The 22,795-nt window shown below is 40.9% G+C and carries 23 protein-coding genes; 16 read left to right on the forward strand and 7 right to left on the reverse strand.

What is annotated here, in order from left to right:
- Window positions 1-63: 63 nt before the first annotated feature.
- The 3 genes from CHH67_RS17265 to CHH67_RS17275 all read left to right on the forward strand — a co-directional run bounded on the left by CHH67_RS17265 (window position 64) and on the right by CHH67_RS17275 (window position 1,867).
- Complete coding sequence (locus CHH67_RS17265) at window positions 64-447, forward strand: MerR family transcriptional regulator (RefSeq protein ID WP_095266450.1); 384 nt, start codon at window positions 64-66, stop codon at window positions 445-447.
- Window positions 448-520: 73 nt separating this feature from the next.
- Complete coding sequence (locus tag CHH67_RS17270) at window positions 521-1,282, forward strand: SDR family NAD(P)-dependent oxidoreductase (protein ID WP_095266451.1); 762 nt, start codon at window positions 521-523, stop codon at window positions 1,280-1,282.
- 102 nt (window positions 1,283-1,384) lie between these two features.
- The gene (locus CHH67_RS17275; protein ID WP_244908234.1) at window positions 1,385-1,867 is read left to right on the forward strand and encodes an SRPBCC family protein; all 483 of its coding nucleotides are present in this window, start codon (window positions 1,385-1,387) and stop codon (window positions 1,865-1,867) included.
- 159 nt (window positions 1,868-2,026) lie between these two features.
- On the opposite strand, the gene CHH67_RS17280 is transcribed toward CHH67_RS17275, so the two are convergent.
- Together CHH67_RS17280 and CHH67_RS17285 are read right to left on the reverse strand one after the other, a co-directional pair.
- Window positions 2,027-4,291 (reverse strand): alpha/beta hydrolase family protein, encoded by a 2,265-nt coding sequence (locus CHH67_RS17280; protein ID WP_144029273.1) that lies wholly within the window; start codon window positions 4,289-4,291, stop codon window positions 2,027-2,029.
- Between the two features lie 343 nt (window positions 4,292-4,634).
- Entirely contained in the window at window positions 4,635-5,099 is a 465-nt protein-coding gene (locus tag CHH67_RS17285) for a VOC family protein (protein ID WP_095266452.1), read from the reverse strand.
- Between the two features lie 582 nt (window positions 5,100-5,681).
- On the opposite strand from CHH67_RS17285, the gene CHH67_RS17290 reads away from it, so the two are divergent.
- The 6 genes from CHH67_RS17290 to CHH67_RS27190 all read left to right on the forward strand — a co-directional run bounded on the left by CHH67_RS17290 (window position 5,682) and on the right by CHH67_RS27190 (window position 9,043).
- Window positions 5,682-6,149, forward strand: a complete 468-nt coding sequence (locus CHH67_RS17290) for an HIT family protein (RefSeq protein ID WP_342351961.1) — start codon at window positions 5,682-5,684, stop codon at window positions 6,147-6,149.
- Window positions 6,150-6,182: 33 nt separating this feature from the next.
- The gene (locus CHH67_RS17295) at window positions 6,183-6,869 is read left to right on the forward strand and encodes a hypothetical protein (RefSeq protein ID WP_244908236.1); all 687 of its coding nucleotides are present in this window, start codon (window positions 6,183-6,185) and stop codon (window positions 6,867-6,869) included.
- A gap of 166 nt (window positions 6,870-7,035) precedes the next feature.
- Complete coding sequence (locus tag CHH67_RS17300) at window positions 7,036-7,500, forward strand: DUF2691 family protein (protein WP_095266453.1); 465 nt, start codon at window positions 7,036-7,038, stop codon at window positions 7,498-7,500.
- 259 nt (window positions 7,501-7,759) lie between these two features.
- A complete protein-coding gene (locus CHH67_RS17305; protein WP_095266454.1) occupies window positions 7,760-8,008 on the forward strand; it encodes a hypothetical protein in 249 nt (82 codons plus the stop codon).
- Between the two features lie 204 nt (window positions 8,009-8,212).
- A complete protein-coding gene (locus CHH67_RS17310; protein WP_095266455.1) occupies window positions 8,213-8,842 on the forward strand; it encodes a TetR/AcrR family transcriptional regulator in 630 nt (209 codons plus the stop codon).
- 21 nt (window positions 8,843-8,863) lie between these two features.
- The gene (locus tag CHH67_RS27190; protein ID WP_095266456.1) at window positions 8,864-9,043 is read left to right on the forward strand and encodes a DUF2197 domain-containing protein; all 180 of its coding nucleotides are present in this window, start codon (window positions 8,864-8,866) and stop codon (window positions 9,041-9,043) included.
- 375 nt (window positions 9,044-9,418) lie between these two features.
- Here the strand turns inward: CHH67_RS27190 and CHH67_RS17320 are convergent, their stop codons facing one another.
- Together CHH67_RS17320 and CHH67_RS17325 are read right to left on the reverse strand one after the other, a co-directional pair.
- Complete coding sequence (locus CHH67_RS17320; RefSeq protein ID WP_095266457.1) at window positions 9,419-10,033, reverse strand: TetR/AcrR family transcriptional regulator; 615 nt, start codon at window positions 10,031-10,033, stop codon at window positions 9,419-9,421.
- 40 nt (window positions 10,034-10,073) lie between these two features.
- Window positions 10,074-11,552 (reverse strand): NAD(P)/FAD-dependent oxidoreductase, encoded by a 1,479-nt coding sequence (locus CHH67_RS17325; RefSeq protein WP_095266458.1) that lies wholly within the window; start codon window positions 11,550-11,552, stop codon window positions 10,074-10,076.
- Window positions 11,553-12,014: 462 nt separating this feature from the next.
- Between CHH67_RS17325 and CHH67_RS17330 the strand changes: the two genes are divergently transcribed.
- Window positions 12,015-12,245 (forward strand): ATP-binding cassette domain-containing protein, encoded by a 231-nt coding sequence (locus CHH67_RS17330; RefSeq protein ID WP_244908239.1) that lies wholly within the window; start codon window positions 12,015-12,017, stop codon window positions 12,243-12,245.
- Between the two features lie 365 nt (window positions 12,246-12,610).
- On the opposite strand, the gene CHH67_RS17335 is transcribed toward CHH67_RS17330, so the two are convergent.
- On the reverse strand, window positions 12,611-13,963 hold the full coding sequence (locus CHH67_RS17335; protein ID WP_095266459.1) for an MATE family efflux transporter: 1,353 nt from the start codon (window positions 13,961-13,963) through the stop codon (window positions 12,611-12,613).
- Window positions 13,964-14,099: 136 nt separating this feature from the next.
- Here CHH67_RS17335 and CHH67_RS17340 point away from each other — a divergent pair, with 136 nt between their 5' ends.
- Entirely contained in the window at window positions 14,100-14,786 is a 687-nt protein-coding gene (locus CHH67_RS17340; protein WP_095266460.1) for a TetR/AcrR family transcriptional regulator, read from the forward strand.
- Window positions 14,787-15,341: 555 nt separating this feature from the next.
- Window positions 15,342-16,025: a hypothetical protein gene (locus CHH67_RS17345; protein ID WP_095266461.1), complete on the forward strand. Its 684-nt coding sequence runs from the start codon at window positions 15,342-15,344 to the stop codon at window positions 16,023-16,025.
- 1,355 nt (window positions 16,026-17,380) lie between these two features.
- Here the strand turns inward: CHH67_RS17345 and CHH67_RS17355 are convergent.
- A complete protein-coding gene (locus CHH67_RS17355; protein ID WP_095266462.1) occupies window positions 17,381-17,920 on the reverse strand; it encodes a cupin domain-containing protein in 540 nt (179 codons plus the stop codon).
- Between the two features lie 329 nt (window positions 17,921-18,249).
- Between CHH67_RS17355 and CHH67_RS26815 the strand changes: the two genes are divergently transcribed.
- Together CHH67_RS26815 and CHH67_RS26820 are read left to right on the forward strand one after the other, a co-directional pair.
- Window positions 18,250-18,327, forward strand: coding sequence for a hypothetical protein (locus CHH67_RS26815; RefSeq protein WP_244908241.1), 78 nt, complete (start codon window positions 18,250-18,252; stop codon window positions 18,325-18,327).
- A 75-nt stretch (window positions 18,328-18,402) separates the two neighbouring features.
- Window positions 18,403-18,612, forward strand: coding sequence for a hypothetical protein (locus tag CHH67_RS26820; RefSeq protein ID WP_244908240.1), 210 nt, complete (start codon window positions 18,403-18,405; stop codon window positions 18,610-18,612).
- A 1,332-nt stretch (window positions 18,613-19,944) separates the two neighbouring features.
- Here CHH67_RS26820 and CHH67_RS17365 read toward each other — a convergent pair.
- Window positions 19,945-21,066, reverse strand: a complete 1,122-nt coding sequence (locus CHH67_RS17365; RefSeq protein ID WP_179292151.1) for an alpha/beta hydrolase — start codon at window positions 21,064-21,066, stop codon at window positions 19,945-19,947.
- A gap of 1,024 nt (window positions 21,067-22,090) precedes the next feature.
- Between CHH67_RS17365 and CHH67_RS17370 the strand changes: the two genes are divergently transcribed.
- Together CHH67_RS17370 and CHH67_RS17375 are read left to right on the forward strand one after the other, a co-directional pair.
- Window positions 22,091-22,360, forward strand: a complete 270-nt coding sequence (locus CHH67_RS17370) for a hypothetical protein (protein WP_095266463.1) — start codon at window positions 22,091-22,093, stop codon at window positions 22,358-22,360.
- Window positions 22,321-22,795 (forward strand): MBL fold metallo-hydrolase (locus tag CHH67_RS17375; protein ID WP_144029274.1); only part of this gene is annotated, 475 nt, incomplete at its 3' end. The genes CHH67_RS17370 and CHH67_RS17375, both read left to right, overlap by 40 nt.

Genomic DNA, 22,795 nt, shown 5'->3' on the forward strand with positions numbered 1-22,795 from the left:
AATTAAAAAATCCAAGAAATCATTTAAAGTAAACTTTAAGGGAAAGGAGATGAAACCTTACTAATGTGGACAATAGGAGAAGTAACTGAATTGACAGGAATCGCGGCTCCAACTCTTCGATATTACGAAAAGGAAGGACTGCTTCCACATGTGAAGAGAAATGAAAATGGAAAACGGTTATATGACGAAGAAGATTTAAGCTGGATACACTTTGTTACTGCACTTCGGGCGACAGGAATGCCGATTGCTCAAATTCAGAAATATGTGAACTTGTATAAAGAGGGAGATTCGACGATTTCGGAACGAAAAAGGATGATGCTTCTTCATAAAAAAGAAATTGAAAATAGTATAAGGGAACTCTATTTTAATTTGGACAAAATAAATTATAAACTCGCTCTATATGATGTATTAGAATCACAGCTTGAAAAGACTAGCATAAAAATTTGACATCGTTCACACCGCTTATCTTGTGTATGTTAATATATTGGACAATAATTGCTAGGGAAAAGGAGAACCGACTATGAAGATCGACCTTTCCGGAAAAACAGCCTTGATAACGGGGGCGACGGGAGAGCTTGGGCGTGTCATCGCCCGCACGCTTGCGGAATGCGGCGCGGATATTGCCTTGCATTACCATAGCAACGAAGCGAAAGCGCTGGAGCTGAAGAACGTAATTGAGGCGCTCGGGAGACGCGCCGTTGCTGTCCAGGCAGATGTCACAAAGCAGGATTCTATTGAGGCGCTGAAACAAAACGTCGAGGCCAGATTAGGTCATGTAGACATTGTCGTTGCGAACGCGGTTGTACAGTACAAGTGGACCTCTGTGCTGGAGCAGCCGGCCGAGGACTATACGAGTCAATTCGAGTCCTGCGTTCTGCAAAATGTTTATCTGGCGAAGGCTTTCATACCAGCCATGATCGAGAAGAAGGGCGTACGTTTCATCGGTATTAACACTGAGTGCTCCATGCAGAACTTCCCGTCTCAATCCGCTTATGTAGCTGGCAAAAGGGGCATGGACGGCGTTTATCGGGTGCTGGCGAAGGAAGTCGGCGAACATCAGATTACGGTCAACCAGGTAGCCCCGGGCTGGACCATCAGCGAACGCGAGCGCACGAACGGCATTGCTGAAAGCGACGATTATATCGCGCGTGTGCCGCTCAAGCGACGCGGCACCGATCAGGAAATCGCGAATGCCGTTGTCTTTCTGGCTTCAGACTTAGCCAGCTTCATCACCGGAGCATATATCCCAGTCAGCGGCGGCAACGTGATGCCGGCGATCTGAGCATTTGGCGAAACACGATCGAATCCTAAACAAATTGTAATTGTTTTTTGAACAATTAGTGGTGGATAGCAATACTTCAAGAATAAAAAGAAGGGGAATGAAATGATGAATGAATACGGTTCACTACATGAGTCAAACGGTCGTTATGCTTTAAGATTTGAACGGTTTTTCCCTCATAATCCAGAAGCTGTTTTCCTTGTCATTACGAAGCCTAGTTACTTCTCCCAATGGTACCCTTTCGCAACAGGGGAGATGGATCTCAGACTTGGTGGCAAGATTGCCTTCGATGACGGTGAAGGAACGACATATCAGGGTACCATTACAGAGTTAGAAAAGCCCTATATATTTGGTTTCCGTGAAGTTGATGATCTGATAAACATATCATTGCAGGAAGAGGGTAGCGGGTGTCGAATGATCTTTACCCATACTTTTAGCGATGATTCATGGGCAGTTAATACCGCAGCAGGATGGCATAGGTGTCTGGATGTATTGGACCAGATCATTAATGATAAACCAATTAAGTGGCACGATAACGCAACAAAGCTGCGTAAAATCTATAGTGAAGCATTTAATATGGAACGTTAAAATTATCAGATCATTCTAAGGCAATCGGTATAGCTAGCTCAAGCCTTATTGAGGTCGGGATTAAAAATAATAACCATCTTGAACCTGACGTAATATATGCGGTTCAAGATGGGATATTTGGGGTTATGCGCGTTTATCTATTTATTAGGCCATTTGCTGTTAGCGTTTGTTGTTACGAATGCCGATGTCCTTAATCATAACGTTACCTTTCGCGGTTTGGTCAAAAACAAAGCTGATTTTTCTGATGTCCTGCGGCACCAAGTTGGAGTTCGCTTTGATAAAGTCAGACACATCAAAGGTGAAGTTTTGAAAGATCGGCTCCTTGATTGTCTGAATGAACCCAAGCGGCCGTTTTGTGAGGACTCCTTCAAACATGGGAAGCAGAGGAGATACGTGGCTTAACGGCAAGCGGCTGACGTTTCCGTATTTATCTTCCACAGATACCGTCAAATCGACTAACGCATCCGTTTCACCGGTCTTACGATCTGCATCATTGTTTGCTATTGAAAATACTATGGTGCTTTTCTCAGACATTTCGATACCCGAATCGGGCAGAATGACTTTGTAGGCAGGAGTGGATGGTGCAGCCGTGTTATCCCATTCCAAGGAAACTGCGCTGTATTGGTCATCCGTAAGTTCCATCTTCACTTTGTCTTCCATCCAGGCTTTAAGTGACTCTCCTTCCAAGCGTCCACCGGGCAACGTCGTTGTCCCGGGATCATAATCCTCTTCATAGCTGCTGATCATAGTGGTGTTCCCATCCCAATAATTGCTAACATACATCGTTTCAGGCAGCCATTCCCTGGCGTATCCCAGATCTTTAAACACCATTCGGTATTGGTCATTCTGCTTGAGGGTGGCCTCTAAAAAGGATGAGATCAGCACTTCCGCCGCGCGAAACTGTTGTTCACCAGGGAGAAGTTCGGCGTTGTTAAACAGCATGTTTCCCACCCCTATAGCATCGTGTCTTCCCCATACAGTGTTGAACTGTCCATGATTCGCACCATAAATGTAAACATAAGATTTGAAGAATTCGCTGTTATCTGAGAATTGAGTACGGTAATATTGATTTGCTCCAACAAAAGAGTTGACGTCCATATCGTTGGAGCCGTGCAGGGCTAAATAGTTTATGTCCTGGAGTTCAATCGGTTTTCCGCTTGGTTTGTATTGCATGTCGGTACCAGCAATTGAGATAAGCGAACGAATGTTGAAATGGTAGTCGAACTTGATGTTTGCGTCCTCGGGATATGTCGTCAATTCATTATAAGCCGCAGCTATTGCAATGGCTTCGCCCCCTCGAGAATGTCCCATCAGCGCGATATGTTGCATGTCGACTTGGCCATAGAACGGATTTCCATCAACGGAGTTCCACTCATCCCACGTCTTCAAATGCTCCAGTAACAACCAACCTCTAGCGCGATTTTCGTCTTTCAATCCATCGAGAATAAACAGATCGTCGTACGGTGAAATATTCAGAAAATTCTCATCAATCGAAGCCAAAATATATCCACGACTTGCTAGCAAATTGCCCAAATAGGCATAGCCCGGATCGGAAAAGTCCGTCGCTAGATGGTTACCGTGTACAATTAACACTAGCGGGAAGGGGCCATCGCCATCAGGATACCAGACCGTGCCGTTTAACGGCATGGCTTCCGGACCAAAGCCAAAAGTGCTTGTCCGCCGGGAACTCCAGTTGCCCACAAAGGCAGAACCGTCAACGGATTCTGTCGTCAGTCGTCCTTCGACGTCAAGATCCTTACGGTACGTTGGATCGCTTGCATAGGTTATGGATTTTACGCGAAATGCTCCGGGTTCCGCTGGATCGGCCATGGTCGTCTGGTATTTCTCCGATATTTTGACGGTTTGCAGTGGGTAGGGAACTTGAAGCTCAGCATGACCATCGCTCGTGAGCCAGTATCCCAGCAAGCTGATCAAAACGAAAACCGCAGCAGCGCCTCCGCCTGCCGTTACTCTGACCCATCTTGCGGCATCGCGATATGCTCCCTTCATTAAGCGGTAAAGCAAGGCGCCAAGCAGGGATGAGGAAAGGATGATGGAAAAAAGAACAAGCAACGTTAGAGGCATGGGGCCTAAAAAGCTGATCAGCAGCAAACAAAATGAAGCCGTCATAAACCATATATAACGCGAAGGTATTTTTTTCGCCCAATGTAACAGCCCGGCAATGATGCCCGTAACAATCAGGATTGCAACCAGGGATAGTAAGGTACCTACGAAGTAGTCCGTAATGCCCCGTGATCCAAGATAATAATACGCTTGCACGAATACAATGCATAACGTTACGAAAGATAAAGCGAGTACGGCTCCCTTCCAACTTGAGTCAAGGGGAGTGACATTGGGTAGAGAAAGCTTAGGTAACGACCTTCCTTTACCTCCCTTTTGAGTATTTGGACTGATTATTTTCATGGATGTTCCGCCTTTCGAATTCTGTTCACTTCGCTCCCACGATTTAGCGCTGGATAAATTCAGTGGTAAACGAAGTGTCTTTCAAGGGGCTTCATTTAGCACTGAATGGATTATCGTTGCAATAGAAATGTGGGAGCCAGCTTTGAAAAGTATAAGGCAAAATTGAATTGGTAACCTCCGTCTGGAGGCGGACTTCGATCATGCCCATTTCAGTTGCTTATGATGCCCCTAATATACCTAAATCCGGAAAAGAGAAGCGTAGAATAGCTTTTTTCATAAATCGTGCCTCCATCGGTATATTAAAAAAATGGCCTTCAGTTGGAAGACCATTGTTAAGCACGAGTTACTGTTTGTTCGATATTACGTTATCAAGAAACTGATCTGCGTCGCTATTGAATTTCCAGTTGACCCCAAATTTATCAACTAGCATTCCAAAGCACGAAGACCAAGGATAACTGGATAATGGCATGATGACCTGGCCGCCAACAGACAAATGATTAAAGTATTCTTCCAGTTTTTGCTTATCGTGAATGACTAGACTAATCAGAATCGTATTCCCTTTCACCAGCTCACCTGTTACCGCCTTCATGGAAGGCAAGATGTCAGACATCATGATTTTCCCACCTGCGAATTCAATGGAAGACTCCATGATCATATTTAACTCATTTTCCGGCATTGGGTAGTTTGGATCTTGTGGGATATCCCCAAATTTCACTACTTTTACTTCAAATGCGCTTAAAGCCTCCGAATAAAATCCAATCGCTTGGTCTGCAATTCCATCAAAGTTTAAATAGGCAATAGCTGACATAAAACATAACCTCCTTCTTGTTATAAATGTAATATAGTTTATAAAATATGACAGATGTATGTCACCGTTTCCGTCTCATATTGAAGAAAAAAGAGGGGAGCCGATGGTAAGATTGAGAGCTCAACATCATGGTATTGCTGAAACAAGCTGCCTTACATCAAACTGGTGGAGGCGCACATCTTTTTTAAACTATGCTGTCTGCTAGCGTTTCCCATGAATCTAATAAGTTTCGAACGCTGCTCAATGAATGCATCGATGTTTTATCTGTAAATTCATGTATATATAGTCATATGAGATCACAAGAAATAGTAATGAATGGAAGACAAATTCAAATTGTTAATTTTGATGAAGGAATCATCATTGAGAACTATCGTGAAGGAGAAATAACAATAGGTACGAAAGGAAGTTTGTTAGTATAATCGAAGAAGTGACAACATCAGCTAACATTATATTCCGCGGCGGATCCTGTCAGCTCCTTGGTTCGCCCGAAGTTGGTCGGCAGAGCAGGGAACCAGGCGAACATCCCTGCGAACCTTAACCGTGGTCGCGGCGACCCCTCCGGGGCTTCAGGTTCTCGGGTTCGTGAACACAACTAGGTTCAGCGAAATATCCGAAAAACCTAAATTACAGCATCTTAAAAAACCAAGACTTAATCGAGGTGTATTCATGGGAGATTGTGTTTACTGCAATATTACATCCAAATTCGATCATGAAATTGTATTATGTAATGAGTATTGTATTTATACGCTGTTAAAAGTACAAGAAATAGAAGGTGCTGGCATAATTGTGCCGCGGGAACATCGTGAAACCTTATTTGATTTAAGTCAAGAAGAATGGAATGCAACCTATCAATTATTACATGAAGTAAAACAGTATATAGATAAGAAATATAAACCTGAAGGATATAATGTGGGTTGGAACTGTGGGCATGTAGGGGGGCAACATATATTTCATTCCCATTTACATATAATTCCTAGATATTCTAATGAACTATATGCAGGTAAAGGCATAAGATATTTATTCAAGAGCAAAGAGAATAGGAAGGATTAAAACAATATTTTATAGCTGACTCAAGGAAGGCGGATGCTTTATATAACACCGCATTCACGCTTCATCCTGAGAATAATAACAAGTCTAAGGAGGTGCATTTCCATCTCTTACACAAAACCAGTAATTACAGAACCATATCATGAATGTCCGGTTTGGATTGAGAGTGAGATAGAACTTAAAGAATACATTTGTTTGTCCCCCGAAAGTTCTGAACACGATGTTGAGTTATTTTTAATGCATCTATTCGGATACAACAACATTGATGTAAAACAGTCCATGAATGCGTCGTTTGATGAACTTCTGCAGAACGATAAGGTTGCAATTTCAGGTGGTGTTGCATTTTTTGAGAATGAAGAGAATTATATAATGCCAAGCTGCTGTTGCGGATTAGAAGAATGGGGGACAGTTTATACATCTATAAGGAATAGAATAAGTCCGTGGATGGGGCATGATCCGTCTCCAGGAATTACTTACCTTGATGATTATGTTAGAGTGTGGTCTGATGATCCCGAGTCAAACATAAAAACCAAGTTAACATTTATTGATTTTAGCTATTCAGAAGTTCTGAAGAGTTTAGCGAGGACAAAGGCTGATCTAATTGGCTTTATTGAGAATCCATTATTTTCATGGATTTCTAAGAGGGATGTAGAACTTGCCATTAAGTTTAAACTAAAGATGTATCAGTGGTTCATGGAAGATGTAATTGAAAGTAACTCGTAGGAGTCAGGAATTTCAGCTAACACAACACGCATCGGGTATTCGCTCTCGGTCCCAGAAGCGGCTTCGAAGAAGTGGTTGCTGTGAATACTACCCGCCATTCGCCGGGCGTCGTGAGCACGGAAACGTTATCTGAAATCGCTGCAGGAAAGAATAAGGAGAAGAGTAGATGATAAGGGGAATTAGTTTTGAAATTCCAAATGAATACGGAAGATATCTCGAAGATATATTAAAACCTTTTAAAGTAGAAGATCATAATTGGTGGATTGGTGGGGAAGAGTCATACATTATATTAGATGGCAAACTGGATGCACTTTTCTCGGGGTTAATTGAATGTATGGATGGTGTAACACTAAGAAACGTCATTAAGAATAACGATTATTATTTAATATTCCAAGACCTTAAAGCTTTTCCTAAAGGCAGTAAACCAATTGAAATTATAACTTACGATGATTTTCTCAGTAGTAACTGCGAATTGGCATTATTAGTTGTCGATAGTTCTTATACAACAATTTATTGCAAAAATGACAAGTTAGTAGAAGGGCTATATTCTAACGCCAAAAAAGAGGCCTATGCAAATATAAAATACATAACTGACGAGAATGATTTCAGAACAAGCCTTTCTGTATGGTAGGAAAGTATGAATGCAAGTAAATCATGAAGGCAGTGACACCGGATAACATTACATTCATACTTCGTCGCTGACACTCCTTGGTAGCCAAGAGGAATATCGTAGAAGCTTATTCAGGCGACACATTCAACCAGCTAAGTCTTACGACCCGCAACGTTTTAAGCCGCTTGAACGTCAGGAATGCATGAACGTTATAGGACGTTCTACTAGTTCACAGAGGGTATAGCGTTGGGTGCAACCAAAGAAGAGAGGTGATGTGAAAATGATGAAGGTAAAATTAAGGATTCCATTGTTTATATTTGCGCTAGGAATTTCGGTGTTTTTATCTAACTTGGTTAGTGGTGCTGAAAATATTGCTTATTTAGTTATTCTGATATCGTTAGTTGCTGTTTTTGAAAAAACGAACTTGAGTGAAAAAAAAGTTAATATCCTATATGGTGTATTAATAGCGATTGCGGGCTTAGCAATTGAATTTTTAACTGAGCCAGGAGATTACCTGCAGTTCTTTTAGTTGATAGTGCTCGGAAAGTGAAAAACAACTCCATCGGCTACTCAATCCGGCTGTCGCTGTTTCATTGACTAACGCGCTTCCGTTGTGCGAATCGTACGGATGCATCTACGCTTTTTCGATAATACGATATGTTACCTGCTATAAATTATAAATGAATCGCATTTTTTTATTTTATTTTTTGTACGATTGTACTAAAATAAAAACATGAGTAAAAAAAATAAACCAACTAACCAAAAACAAATGTCATTCATCGAAAAAGCCCGTAGAGCTCAAATTGTAAAATGTGCAATTGAGACAATCGCAGAGGTAGGTTACACTCAAGCCTCTTTAGGAGAGATTGCGAAACGCGCAAAAATCAGCAAGGGGGTCATTTCTTATCACTTTGCAAGTAAAGATGAACTATTGGAGCAAATATGTATCGAATACTATATAGCTTGGCAATCATACATTTCTCCACGCTTAGAAGCTCAAAAATCTCCTAAAGAAATGCTTCGAGTGTATATTGAATCCAATCTTGCATTTGTAGCTGAGAATCGGCAGCATTTTTTCGCTGTTTTAGAATTGGTTTCTAAAAATATAACTGCCGGGGGCGAGCTTCAGTTATCAGCAGACCATGATGAAGCTGTTTTGGTTCCAATTGAAAATATTCTCGCCCAAGGGGTGCAAGAAGGACTTTTTCGAAAATTCACCAAATCATCAGCAAGGGTGATGGCGTTAACAATAAGAAATGCCATTGACGGGTTCACCATGGAATTAATAAGAAAGCCTCATTTAGATGTTCAGGAATATACGAGAGAGCTGGTTACAATCTTCGATATATCAACTAAGAATTGATGTGTCACCAAGGGGGTTGCAATGTTTTACTATGATGTACTTTGCTATAATTGCAAAAAAACATTCAGGGTATACGAAGGATCATTAAAATATAAACAAGCTAAGGAAAGAAAGGTTAAGGTTTTTTGTTGCGAAGATTGTGCTGATAAAATACGCATTGAAGCAATTTTGAATTTTATGCGCGGGATTAATCGTTTTTAATTTTTGATATTCTCAACGATTATCTTCAAATAATGCACTAAAACGTCGCGACACAATTAAACCAAGCAACTCCGTCAATGGTGTAAATGCTAAAGAAATGAGTGGATTAATCCATAGATCAAGTCAATAAAATTTGACAACAAGTTGATAGGGAAAGAGCGCTGCTGGAGTTTCTCTACAGTACCGGCTGCCGAGTTGGAGAGGTGGAGAAGATCAATCTCCTAAAATTATTCAGGAAAAACGACACTGGAGCGAGAAATGGCAATCCGTTAGTAACCGATTAGTCCAAGATGGCACTTGGGCCGAAAAGGTTTCGGTGATTGATCAGGATCCCACGGGACTTGATCAATCACCTTTTTAATTCCTGAGTATAGTTTAGCGCTCTTGGACGCGCGGACCCGCTACAATTCGCATGAGTATATCCGCATCCGGCAGCTGATGATCATCATCGATTGGCATGTTGAGTGTAATCAATGCGGACAGTATGGTCAAAAATGCGGAGATGAGCTGGCAGGCATCGCCTTGTGCGAAATCCCCAGTCTGCTGGCCTTCCTCGAACAAAGGAAGCAGCAGATCAATATAGCGCTTCACGGAAAAATGCTGCAGCAGTTGTTTAGCTTCAGTCGGCACATCTTCAGCCGAATTGGCGTGCTGGATCAGCTTGAACGGATATTGTGTGCTTTCCTCTTTCAGAATGGTCGCAGTAAAGATGCGAAGTTTGTCATAAGGGGAACCAGGGATCTCGTAGATCCTCTCCATCTCCCGAGCAGTTTCCTCGGCAACTTGCCGGATCAGGGTGACGAACAGCTCTTCCTTCGATTCGAAAAACCGGTAGAGCTGGCCAGCACTAAGATTGGCTTCTTCAGCGATCATGCTCATCTTGGCTCCATGCAAGCCACGTTGGGCAAATATCTTTAAGGCAGCTTCTAAGATTTGCTGTCTTCGCGTTTCTCGCCGTTGAATCAACTGTTCTTCGGATAATGGTGTCACGGATTAGGCACTCCTTTTACTACTTATTTGCTGTATATGATCATGATGATGGCATAAGTTGCTCTATGGTTGCGAAGGGAGCTCGCTCAAATGAAGGAATCATTTGTTCCAGTCGTTCATGCAGCGGCCGATCCGAATCCTCGATCCATCGGTCTAACCATTGCTTAGCTTCACCGGAACCACCCGCAGCCAGCAAGGATGTGACCATATCCGCATTAAACAGTTCCTGCGGGGATAAGAACAAGGAGTTGACGAGCCAATATAATCCGAAAATGTCATAATTGTCATGCTCCGTAGACCATTTAAGGACATGTTCGAAATAGTGCTGCACGAACGTCAAACCTTGAATCGGTTGTGCACCGATGTGCTCCACGCCTTCCCAGCGAAGGTCAGACACGACATTTAACCACCAGGCCGGCTCGATGATTTCTTGTATCCGATTAAGGACTTCCAGTTCGAAGTCAGGTTTGGGGAGACTCAACTGTTGGTGAAGACATGCTTCAAGAATTTCCGCTTCTATCGCCGCAAGCGTCATTCCTTGTCCGTAAACAGGATCAAGTTGACAGAAGGCGTCTCCCATGACAAGCAATCCCGAAGGCCATCGTTCCATCTGTTCAAATCGCTGCCTTGTCAGTTCCGGAACCCGAAAACCACGTGGCTGCCCGATCGGTTCCAGTCCTTGCAGCGCTTCATTCAATAATGGGTTCCCTAGTTGCCGAATTTCTTGTTCAAATAATGCCGGATCGGTGGAGGGATAACGACCGTTCAAATTCCAGAGTACCATTTCTGCTATATCGTTTTCAATGATTGAAAAAGCGCCTGCATGTGACGCCGCGCGAGGATTGCCTTCCATGCGAATCCCATCCAGCTCTTCCTTGCGCCCTACAGGGATGCGATAACGTCGTGTACTGTACCCCAAAGATACTTTTAATCGCTCAGCCTGCGGAACTTCATACCCGAGCTCGGATAACCATTGAACAGTTTTGGAGAAACGGCCGCTCGTGTCGATGATAAGGTCTGCCGCCATCGTGATCTGCTGACGTTCACCCGAGGTACGCTCCCTGATAACAATGCCTGTTACTCGTGAATGATCTTCTGTCGTTTGAAGATGAATCACATCATTCAAGCCAAGCAAAAGAACATTATCGATACCCTGAATATAGCTGCGTATGACCCATTCGAACAGGGCCCTGCTGAATGACGCATCGTGATTTTGTTCGACTGCGATCATCGGGCCGTAAGGGCTGATAAGATGCGTGGTCTTCCCAAGCGTGGGGTGAGCTCCATTGTTGATTAATTCATTAATGAATCCAGGGAATAAACGGTTTAGAATAATCCTGCTGCGAGGCGTAAGCCGGTGGGGCTGAAAGGCCTGAGGTGTTCCGGGACGGTTTTCAGGCTCCTCAGGAAAAGCGTCTCGGTCCACAATGATAACCTCGCCATAAAATTCAGACAGTACTTTGGCTGCCAGCAGTCCGGCGATACCTCCACCAATAATAATCGCGCGTTCCATGTTCATAAATTCATTCCTCCTAATTTAAAATTACGACTGATATTTCAAAGAGTTGTCGAAATGGCCCATCGGGCCTATCGAACGGAGTAAAAATGGACGTGTTAGTATTAATTCATGAAATGACCTCCTTTCAAAAATGCTGAGTGCAAGTAACCCTGAAAAAAGCTAAAAAGAAAGTTCGAGTTTTGAGAATGAATGATTCATTCTTAAAGTAAGCCATTTATTTCGGATTGTCAATCCCTTCGAGTATTTTGGAGAGAATATGTAATTAACTTATGGAGGAATGGCGAATGATTCATCTTGATTTGAACATCCTCCATATCAGCTGAAATTAGGAAATTGCAATACCTAAAGACAGAACAGTTTTAATAGTTTGTTACAACCACCTTCATAAAGTTATTTGATATAGTTTTGATGTGCGAAAGGTAATTAGATCATAATTTGATGACCGATCGAAAGATGGGATAGATGAGGGGAGAAATTGATGGAACTTATTCTTCAAGACCTGAGGAAAGTTATGGCAAAAAACAAGTGTTGGCCGGCGGGGACTTTCGTTTTGAACAGGGAAAGATATATGGGCTGCTTGGGCGAAACGGGGCCGGAAAGACGACATTGTTCAATTGTTTAAGTAGGGAGACAGGGTATGAGTTTATTCGCTTCTTTATCGAGATGCATTGGCATGGCGACAAGGATATGTAAATTGACTTACAGTACTGGTTTATTAGGGTAGCGTCACAAATAGCTGTAATAACATGATCCCATAGAAAGTCGCTAATTTAGCGGCTTTTTTGTTTATCGGTACAAGTTCTTGTCCCGAGCCAAGGACAAAAACTTATACCGATTGCCGGAATGGACAAGAACTTAGTCCGATTACCGATTAGATAAGTATCTAATTGGGTTTCGAAGCAAAGCAATTGCATTAAATTTACGGCAGGATGATTGAAGATCAAACTCGTTGAGCCGTACTACAATTGAAGACGAATCTTTCTGCTTCACCTTATCTAGAAAAGGCAGGAGCATAAGTTGCCTTTATTCTGCCTTCTTGCGTGTTATGGTATTGGTTTCTACTGTACTAAACGATCCAAATCCGGCTGCAATTTGTTCCGCAAAACATACAGCATGATGGCACCGACAAGGAATGCGACGGCATCCGCAATAACGAGCGACCAGATCACCCCGTGGAAGCCGTTCATCCAATTGGCGATATAGAGCACAGGAATCAGAGTAACTCCTTGAATAACGGACATAATAAACGCGGCCGTTCCTTGCGCTGTTGCTTGGAAAATCCCCGTAAACAACGTGGTCATTCCTGTAATGAACAAGGATAAGAATGTCACATGCAAAATGTAGCTGCCCATTTCAATTAATTGCGGGTCATTCGTAAATAAACCGATTAAGTGATCGGAAATCAGATAGACGACGATACCGAATACGATGGCTAACGCCACAATCATTTTGATCGTAAATCCAATGGTTTGCTTCATCCGTAATGTATTCGCTGTAAAGGAAAAGGCAATGAGCGGCACCACTCCCTCGCATAAGCCCATCAGAATAAACTCAGGAAATTGCAATAAACGTGATGAAATTCCGTAAGCTGCTACGGCCGGATCTCCATATTCAATAAGAAAACGATTTAAGATGAGCGACATTGCACCCAAAAAGATACTCATAATAAAGACGGGAACTCCGATTTTGAATACATTGCTCAGAATCTCCTTGGAAGCCTTGAACCATTTTACGGAGACGGTTAAGAATTGGCTCTTGTATCCAATATGGAAGGCGTAGAATGCAATAGCAACCAAGTTGGAAATGACCGTAGCAGACGCAACGCCAATCACATCCCAATGAAACACGAAGATGACGAACGAATCGAGAATAATATTGACGACCACACTGAGAATCATACCGATCATCGATGTGATGGCTGCACCCTCCGAGCGCACGATATTCTCGAGCGTGAAGAATAATACGACGATTGGTGAACCGATAAGCATAATCATGACATAGTCCTTCGTGAATCCGAAGGAGTCATGCGTTGCCCCCAGGCCATAAATGATAGGATCGATCAACGGAAGACCGACGGCCATCACAATCAGACCGAGAACCAAACTGCTGTAAAAAGCGAATGAAGATACTTGCTTTACATCATCATATTTATTCTCACCGAGCAAACGAGAGATGAATGTACCGCTCCCCATGCCAATCATGGTGCCTAGCGCCATAATAATTGCGAATAACGGCAAAGTTAACGCGAGTGCGGTTAACATGGCGGTATTGTGAAGTGTACCAAGGAAATAGGCATTCAAGATGGAATAGATGACACTCAATGACGTGCCTAGCATCATAGGTACAGCGAAGTGAGCTACGGCTTTTGCGACCGGGGCTTTTTCAAAGTAACGGAGGTTTTCTGCATCCATGCGGGTCACTACTTTCTTTATTTATTTCGGGTTCAATCTTACAGTGTTAGATTGAACCTTACAGTGTAAGATGATATCATGATCCTATGAACCTGTAAAGCATAAACTTACACTGTTAGATAAAGGGCGGATAACGATGAAAAAACAGCAACCTCAGATTTCGGAGGATAGGATTTTGGAAGCCTCGTGGGAGTTACTTGGTGAGGAGGGGATCGAGAAATTCAGCATGAGAAGATTGGCCGTTAGGCTAGGGATTCAGGCTCCGTCTATATACTGGTACTTTAAGAGCAAGCAGAATCTCTACCAGCGTCTGGCCAACCAGGTATCGAAAATCATTCTGGATGAGTACCGCTCCGAGGGGGACTGGAAGGAGCAGCTGAAGGGGCTTGCGGTAACGGTCCGAAGCGTGCTCAGCCGGTATCCCTGCTCCACGCAGCTCATGATGTCGACGCTGCCCCACGAACCGGACATCATCCGGTTCACCAACCGTATGCTGCTCTGCGTGGAATCGACGCCGCTTGAGCAAGAGCAAAAAATACAAACGGTTCTTACGATTATGAATTATGTCTTCAACTTCGTTCTGGATGATTATGAGCACCAGCGCAATGTCTCCGCGATTCTTAAGGACCATGGAGCGGGGGCGCTTCCGGGTGAGGAAATGACTCGCCTTCTGGATTCTATGAGCGAGACGGATGCGGGACTGTTCCGGAGAATGTTCACGAACGGGCTGTTCGAACTGATGGGGTCCGACAAGGCGTTCGAGTTCGGGTTGAAGTTGATTCTGCTCGGGATTGAGCAGGTGATAAAGGAGCAGGAGAAGTAGGAACTAAGAACCGCCCATCCGGTGATCGGATGAGCGGTTTCGAATGAGCTTACCGTTTAATCGCACCAAACTGCGCTATAGATGATACGGGGGGGCGCCTTACCAGAAGTAGGGCGAAATTTTTGTTCAGTGTGGTGGAGAGAAACATTTATCTCAGGGGACAGGATCATGTTCCCATTGAAAGCTGCTAATTTAGCGGCTTTTTTATTTTATTGGTACAAGTGCTTGTCCCGAGTCGAGGACAAGAACATATTCAAATTGCCGATTAGATGTATAACTAAAGGTCTCGCTTAAACTTAATGTCTTCTGAACATATCTCCTGGAGATGACCGAGATCAGTAGCAACCGATGAGTCAAAAATGTCCTGATGCAAAATCAAACTTTTTCTCATATAAGGAGTTATTATATGTAAGAGAGTCTAATTGATTCCAGTAAAGATGGAAATGAAGTTTCTTCTGAAGGAGGTAGGGGGTTGCATATTTCTGGGATTTGAAAACAGATAACATTAATGGCGTAAATGCTAATATGCATTTTAAAAAAGGAATGGATTAATTCATGATCAAGTCAATAAAATTTGACAACAAGTTGATTTTACTTTTAGTTGCCGTAATTATATTGCTTGCTGGTGTTGTGATGTTGAGTAGGATGAATGAGGGCGATCAGAAGTCCATTGTACACAAGGTAGCCGCTGATGCTGACCGTTATACGGCCGGTGATGTGGAGGGTTTGGTGAAAAATGCAGATTATATTGTTACAGGAAAATTTGAGCGCTCTTCGGAAGCGTGGGAAATGCGTAAAGAGCCTTATTACAAAGAAGGAGACCTTTACAATTTTAAAGTAGACACCAATTTACTTGGAGATCTCACTGAAATTATAAAGGTAGGAATTCCCCACTTCCAAAGACTTACCACATCAATAGAGGGAAAGGAGTACAGTGCAGATATCATTGAACCTAATTATGTGAAGCCTGAAACTGATAAACAGTATGTGTTATTTTTGAGTAAATATAATGATATTTATGTGCCTTCTGTGTCTCCGTTTATTATAGAAATAGATGATCAGGACGCCGCCATTCTAAAATACAACTCGGATAACGCTCCGAAAACTTTTAAAATATCTGGAACTGAAAGCATTGAATTTAGTGGGGATGGTAATGATTACAGTGAAATTGACGAAATTACAGGCATGGATAAGAGCACGCTCATTGAAGCTATAAAAAATCAGATTCAGCAAAAATAAACCAATTATATAAATTAGAAATTCAAATGTAGTAAAGGCTTAATATGATCAGCAGCGGCACTAAACTGATCAGAAAATTCCTTAGGAGGAAAGTGGAATTGACACTACTGTTAGCTACTTAATTGGTGTCTATTCAAATACAGGGATTTTTAAATGGTATGATGGTGTGACTGATGTTCCTACGCAAGTTGGGTTTGATTTCGTATGTAAACCTGTTGGTGGGGAGTTATTAGCTGTTACTGAGGAAACTGTGGAACTATAACATTGATCAATTGCAAAAATTTGTGTCGAGGGACAAGAACATATTCCCATTGAAGTCGCTAATTTAGCGGCTTTTTTATTTTATCGGTACAAGTTCTTGTCCTTTGCTCGGGACAAGAACTTGTACCGATTACCGGAATGGACAAGAACATAGTCCGATTGCCGATTAGGTGTATATCTAAACATTAACCACATGCACTTCAAACTTCATTAAGTACCATGATACATAACAATGTTTAAATTGTTTAAGGAAAACTGACACGCTGAGAGGTTAAACACGATCAGCTAGACATTAATAAAGCGAAATATCAGACTGAAACTGTCAGTTGAGGACAAGAACTTCTACCGATTGCCGAGAGGGACAAGAACATGTTCCTATTTCCGATTAGATATATCTCTAAACAATGACCATATGTACTTAAAACCTCATTAAGCACCTTAATACATGAAAATATTCAAATTGTTATGGGACAACTGATACGCTTATAAGGTAAACACAAGTGTTAAAATTACGAAATATCGGTAATGGAACTATTGGTTGAGGACAAGAACATAGTCCGATTGCCGATTAGTTGAGCATCAAAATAGAAAACGATGTGATTTAAATCTCAGCGTACTGTAGCACAGTTTTCAATTTTTTATGGAATAAACAGCTCGATAAAAATAAAAATAAACGGATATGTATTAAAAAAAGCGAAATATTGGCACTAGAACTAGCTACTGAGGACAAGAACTTGTACCGATTACCGAATTAGACAAGAACATGTTCTCATTGTCGATTAGGCGTTTATCTAATCGTTATTAAATCATTAAACTAACGGGAACCGATAGCTCAATAATATAAAAAAACAGCCGACCAACTTATAATGTATGTAGTTCATGAACTATCTCAAGGTACAAGTACACATGCTCAGGACAATAGCCTTGCTAAGACTCGTGAAGACCGTTACGAATGCAACGGAGTCATAACGTTACTGAGTGTATTGATCTGCAATGATTTAATTTCACATAGTATAAGCCTGATTTTTCTCCACGACGAATGAAGAGAAATCAGGCTTTGTATTATAATTTGTATTGCATTAGAATACGATCAACTAACTTTCAGAAGACATGGCAATGGCTTTCGTTTCATGAACTGTCCCGTAAGGATGCTCAGGCGGCGCATAGATCACGTACACTTTAAGAGGTATACTGCCTGTGTTGGTGATATTGTGCCATTTTCCAGCAGGCACCATAACGGCATAGTCCTCACAGGCCATCGTTTGAAAATTCAATTTGTCTTTCTCGTCTCCCATTTGCACAAGTCCCTGACCTTCTTCAATCCGTATGAATTGATCGGTTGTCGGATGGACTTCCAGACCGATATCTTCGCCAACACGGATACTCATCAGAGTCACTTGAAAATGCTTTCCTGTCCATAGAGACGTACGATAATTTTGATTATACTTTGCGGCTTGATCAATATTGATTACAAGTGGTTGTTGTCCATAATCTCTCAATTCTATATTTCCACCAGGGTGACTAAGGTTCACATTTCCATGGCGATACGGAGGGCTGAGCCCCTGTCCGTTGTTATTCGGGATGTTAGGCATCGGATTATGCCACTGATTTTGATGAAATAATCTATGGTACATACTCATTCTCCTTTTGGTGAAGTGTTTACTCACACTCTATGCAGCTGCCTATATATAGATATACAACTTTGCAAAAATGGGCAGGAGCCTATGACGTGGAACGTTTATATAAGGCTCTAGGCGGAAGAAAATGGACATGGAAAGCAAAAGCGGAGAAGGTGGTGAAGACGAGAGACAATGAAAGATATCCTGTACAAATACCTGTCAAGATGGACTTCTCTTAGTAAGAAAGATTAGCATGCCATAGTGAACGAAATCCGTTTGGAGGAGAATCAAAAGGAACCGTTCTATTTACTCAAGGAGATAACCTTACAGCTTGCTATTTCATCTTGAAAGGCTGTGTAAGGCAGTATTTGATTGATGAGGATAGCAGAGAGACCACGTCTAATTTTTATACCGAAGAGTAAGCCATCGCGATCGTCAATCATCATAAACCAGATAAGTCTTCCGATTACACTTTTGTAAGCGTAGAAGATTCGGTTATGGTGGTGGGCGATCTGGATAAGGAAATGGACATGGACATGGACATGAAACATCCTCAATTGGAATCCATAACTCGCAGAATGATGGATGAGAATTTTGGCCAGGTCCAGAATGAATTCGTTGCTTTTATTGCTTCTTCGCCTGAAGAACGCGTCAAGACACTCTTAAATAAACGCCGCTCTCTTATCTATCATCAAAGGTTTACTTAAAAGAGGCTCTTGCAACGTGACTTGCAATCAATCCTTTCTTGGAGTTCCTCAGTAAACAGTGTCAGTCACTTGCATAAACTTCGTTGGTGCGGAATACGCCGAGAGGAATGGCCTAGAAGTAGGTTATTATGTGGCAAGCAAAAAAATGAAACAAACTACTTATAGTATTTGAGTAAACGAGCCAACCAGCTTAGTGGTGGGCTTTTTTTATGAATTTTATTGCTCTTAACATACAAAGTTTAAAAGGGATATAGGTCAATTTCTGTTTTCCAGAGGTTTGGAGCGACATCAAGTGAAAAGATTGGCGGTTTTTTGTGTTTAACCCGGACCAGATAAATTATGAATGGAAATGGGAAAGTAAACGGCAATCGGTACATGTTCTTGACCCAGCTGAAAATCAAATAACCAAGATATCCAAAAAAACAGTCTAGACACTTGTTATAAAATCAAATTTTTGAATCCGTGAAACCGAAAAGATTAATTGTTTATTTGTTTAACCTGGACCCAGATAAATTGAGGAGTGGAAATCCTTTAACGGTATATGTTCTTGTCTTCCGATGTAGAACGACATAAAGTTAACAACCAAGAAACCCCTTATAAAACAAGGAGTTTTTGATTATTGGTAGGGAACTTTGTGTCAATTTTTAGTGACATAAAGTTCCCTACCATCCTAGAGAACAAAAGAAATTAAGAGGTAACTACATACAAAGGGCAATCCTCATGTACGTGAGGCTGAAAGTCTGAATTATATCAGCAAAACGTGCTCTTCCAAAGATTTCAATTCGTTTATTTTTAGTTTATCTTTATGAGGTAATATGTATCTGTTGAACCGATGCAGTGGTTAAAGGGAACGTGGCGAACAGTTGACATTAGGTTCGGATAAAGCGTCACGTAATGAATAGTGATACGCCGTATTGATGTTATTCCATTCAAAAGGATTTCTTGAATTCTTCTTTGTTATCTGTTGAAGATGTTAGCTGATTTGAATTAAGGTGCTAACTCTGTAGGGGAGGAGTGTATGTTGAAAATCCTGAAAGTTTGCTTGCTAATCGTTGGAATAGTCATTCTTAGTCTTATTATTGCGAAGTCCATTCAAGTTGGGATACTCACTCAGTATATAAGAATGTTTAATAAAACTAATTCACTAACAGTAAGTCTGCCAGTTAATTGGTTAGTCTTATGAAATCATTTTTTATGGATACAAACATTCATAATACCAATTACGCCTATTAATAACAAAGTCCAGCAATAATTGTGCTGGACTTTGTTATTAATTTTATTCATCAAGTCAAATTATTATACTAGATTTGATCTTTAATCATTTTCCAACACTCACTTTTTATTATTGGTGTGTTCATTTAAAAATTCCACCATTGCTTCATAACTATCTTTAGCAGCCTCAGGATCGTTCTTCAAGTTTGACATATAACCATGTTTTGTTTTTCCGTATTTATTAATGTCTGGATAAAAGTACAGATTATCAACTCCAGCTTCTGTCAGTTTATCAGACATATGCTGCATATCCTTAGGAAAACCGTCATCAGTCCCTGCCGTAAGAAATGTCGCTGGATAATCGCTGTTAATATAGTTAATTGCATTATACTGATTGGCTATCTCTTTATTATTAAAGAACACAGAATCATCTAAATAATTTCCTATGAGTACTTTAATTGAAAAATTATCAAAAGAAGGAATATCAAGCGGTGCATCATCAACAACAAGCGCTTTAACATCATCTGTAGTTAATTTAGGCGATTCTGCGAAGTTAAAAGCTTTCGCGTAGTCAGAATTAGATAGGATGGCACCATACTGTGCTGTCATAATTGCCCCCGCAGAACCTCCCATGATGACAACATTATGCATATTGAGTCCAAATTCTTCAGCATGGTCGACTAGATAATTGATTGCCTGATTCATTTGAATGACTGGCACAGGAAAATGGTGATCTGGAACTAGTGCATAATCTACATTCACCAAATTATATCCTTCTAATACAAGCTTATCATATAGATAATTAGAATCATTGTTCGCTGCCAATGGATCTCCCATTGATTTTGAACCTGCAAAATATCCTCCGCCGTGGAAATAAATAAGGGTTGGTCGATCTATGGTCTTATCCTCATTTGGATAAGATATATCAAGAAAACTATTGGGATATACATCAGCATATTTCAAGTCACTTACATAATACACTCCATTTTCTTTTGTTGTTTCAATAGGTTCCTGCAATGGTTCAAAGGAATTAATTGGAGAATTTCCATACAATAATTTCTGTATGCCGCCAACTATAATTCCTGGATTATAACTAACATACAGAAACAAGGATCCAAATAGTACAACTATAGTAAGTAGAGTTATACCCATAATATTAAATAATTTCTTCTTTTTTCTTTTCTTGGGTTCAATCATCTTTCCGTTCATTTCGTTTGACACGTTATCAATTAGATTTTTCATGTTGATTCCTCCTGTTAATCTTGTTATCAGACGTTAACTGACGCATATTTTTGGCCTGAAATCACGATTATTTGTGATAGACTGAACCAGAAACGTTCCTCATGGTTTGAATGACCTAAGTATAGCTGTAAAAAATAAACTGAAAATCAACTGAATTTAATGATATCCATGGGGCAACGGATTATAACAGGTAATCAAGTAATCATTGGATAGGGAAAAAGATCTCAATATATGCAATAAACTATTGATTATTGAAGGATGGAAGATTCACAGTGGGATAAGAGAAAGTGTGTATTAACGATGACTTGTGTAATTGATTATTTGCAGAAACAAATTTATTGCTAACGGATGGGTTGCATACTTTTTTGCCTGACTGCTCTCTTGAACACACAGATGCAAGCATTTGAAGACCAAAATTGTTCGTACGATTGCGTAAAGTTCTCTTGAACCGTTTTGGCCATATTCCATATTTAAATGAATTAGTCATCAACAGCGTACCTAATCGATCGCAGGCATCAAGAGGGCTCGGGAAATCGGATTATAAGAAGAACGCATGGCATTAAAGTATGTCGCCTTATGGAGTTCTTTATTATGTTCTTCAGGACAGTTAAAAGTAAAAATACCGTTTGAGTCAAATAGTCCAGTAAGATAGCTGAACTCGGACACATTAATCATTGACAGAAGTATCACCACAAACGCTAAGACGTGGTCAGTCTAGTGTCTATTAATGAGAGAAGGATCGTATAGTACATCGCGCCTTCTTTTTATTGTTTTTTCACAACTTTGCTTGATTAGAGAATGTAGGGAGAACCTTCATTATTCTGAAGTAACAACTGAAAAACGGCTCCAGATATTATTATTTTTTCAGTTTACTTTAAGCAACTAAATTTAGTTATATCGAAATACAGAGTGTTCATTTTACTATTACACCATTATGAACTAGGAGATAGGAGGATCAGTCAAATAAGATTACCAAATGGAATGATATTGACCAACTAATATTATGCATAGGAGAAATGGAATTTTGAAAAAATACAAAAAGAAAATTATAATATTACTGGTTTTAATTGTAGTAGTATCTGTAATCATTCTGTTAACGCTATGGCAAAACACAGGAAGAATAACAAAGCCGGAAGCAGTGAAAATAAACGAAACGACGTATCAATTTACAGATGGTTTAAATGTTTCAAATATGTATCTGCTTCTTGGAAGTGAGAAAGCACTTTTGATAGATACGGGTAATGGGCGTCAGATTTGCCCCAAGCAATTGGCGAGATTACCGACTTGCCACTAACCGTAGTTAATACACATGGACACTGTGATCATACCCATGGAAATTATCTTTTTGAATCCGTTTATTTATCCGAGAAGGATAAAGAGGTATTTAACAGACATAACGACCCGGAAGTTATACAAGAGATTTTGGATCAAGTACCATTTTTGATTCGCCTACTAGCCAAGCCTTCCACTGACCGAACATTGTCTGTACCCGTTCCACCCCCAACCAAGCCTTTACCAGAGGAAGGTTATTTTGAACTAGGAGACCGATTGGTGCGAATTATTGAAACACCAGGACATACTCCTGGGTCCATAAGCCTTTTAGATGAGAAAAATGATATTCTTTTTGCAGGAGATACTATTGTCGGACATGGAATGCTTTTGAATCAGCCGGAAAGCTCAGATGTGGAATCATTTCGTGATATCATATACATGTTAGAGGACCTAGCTG

The organism is Paenibacillus campinasensis, assembly GCF_002272015.1.
Lineage (GTDB): Bacteria > Bacillota > Bacilli > Paenibacillales > Paenibacillaceae > Paenibacillus_AQ > Paenibacillus_AQ campinasensis.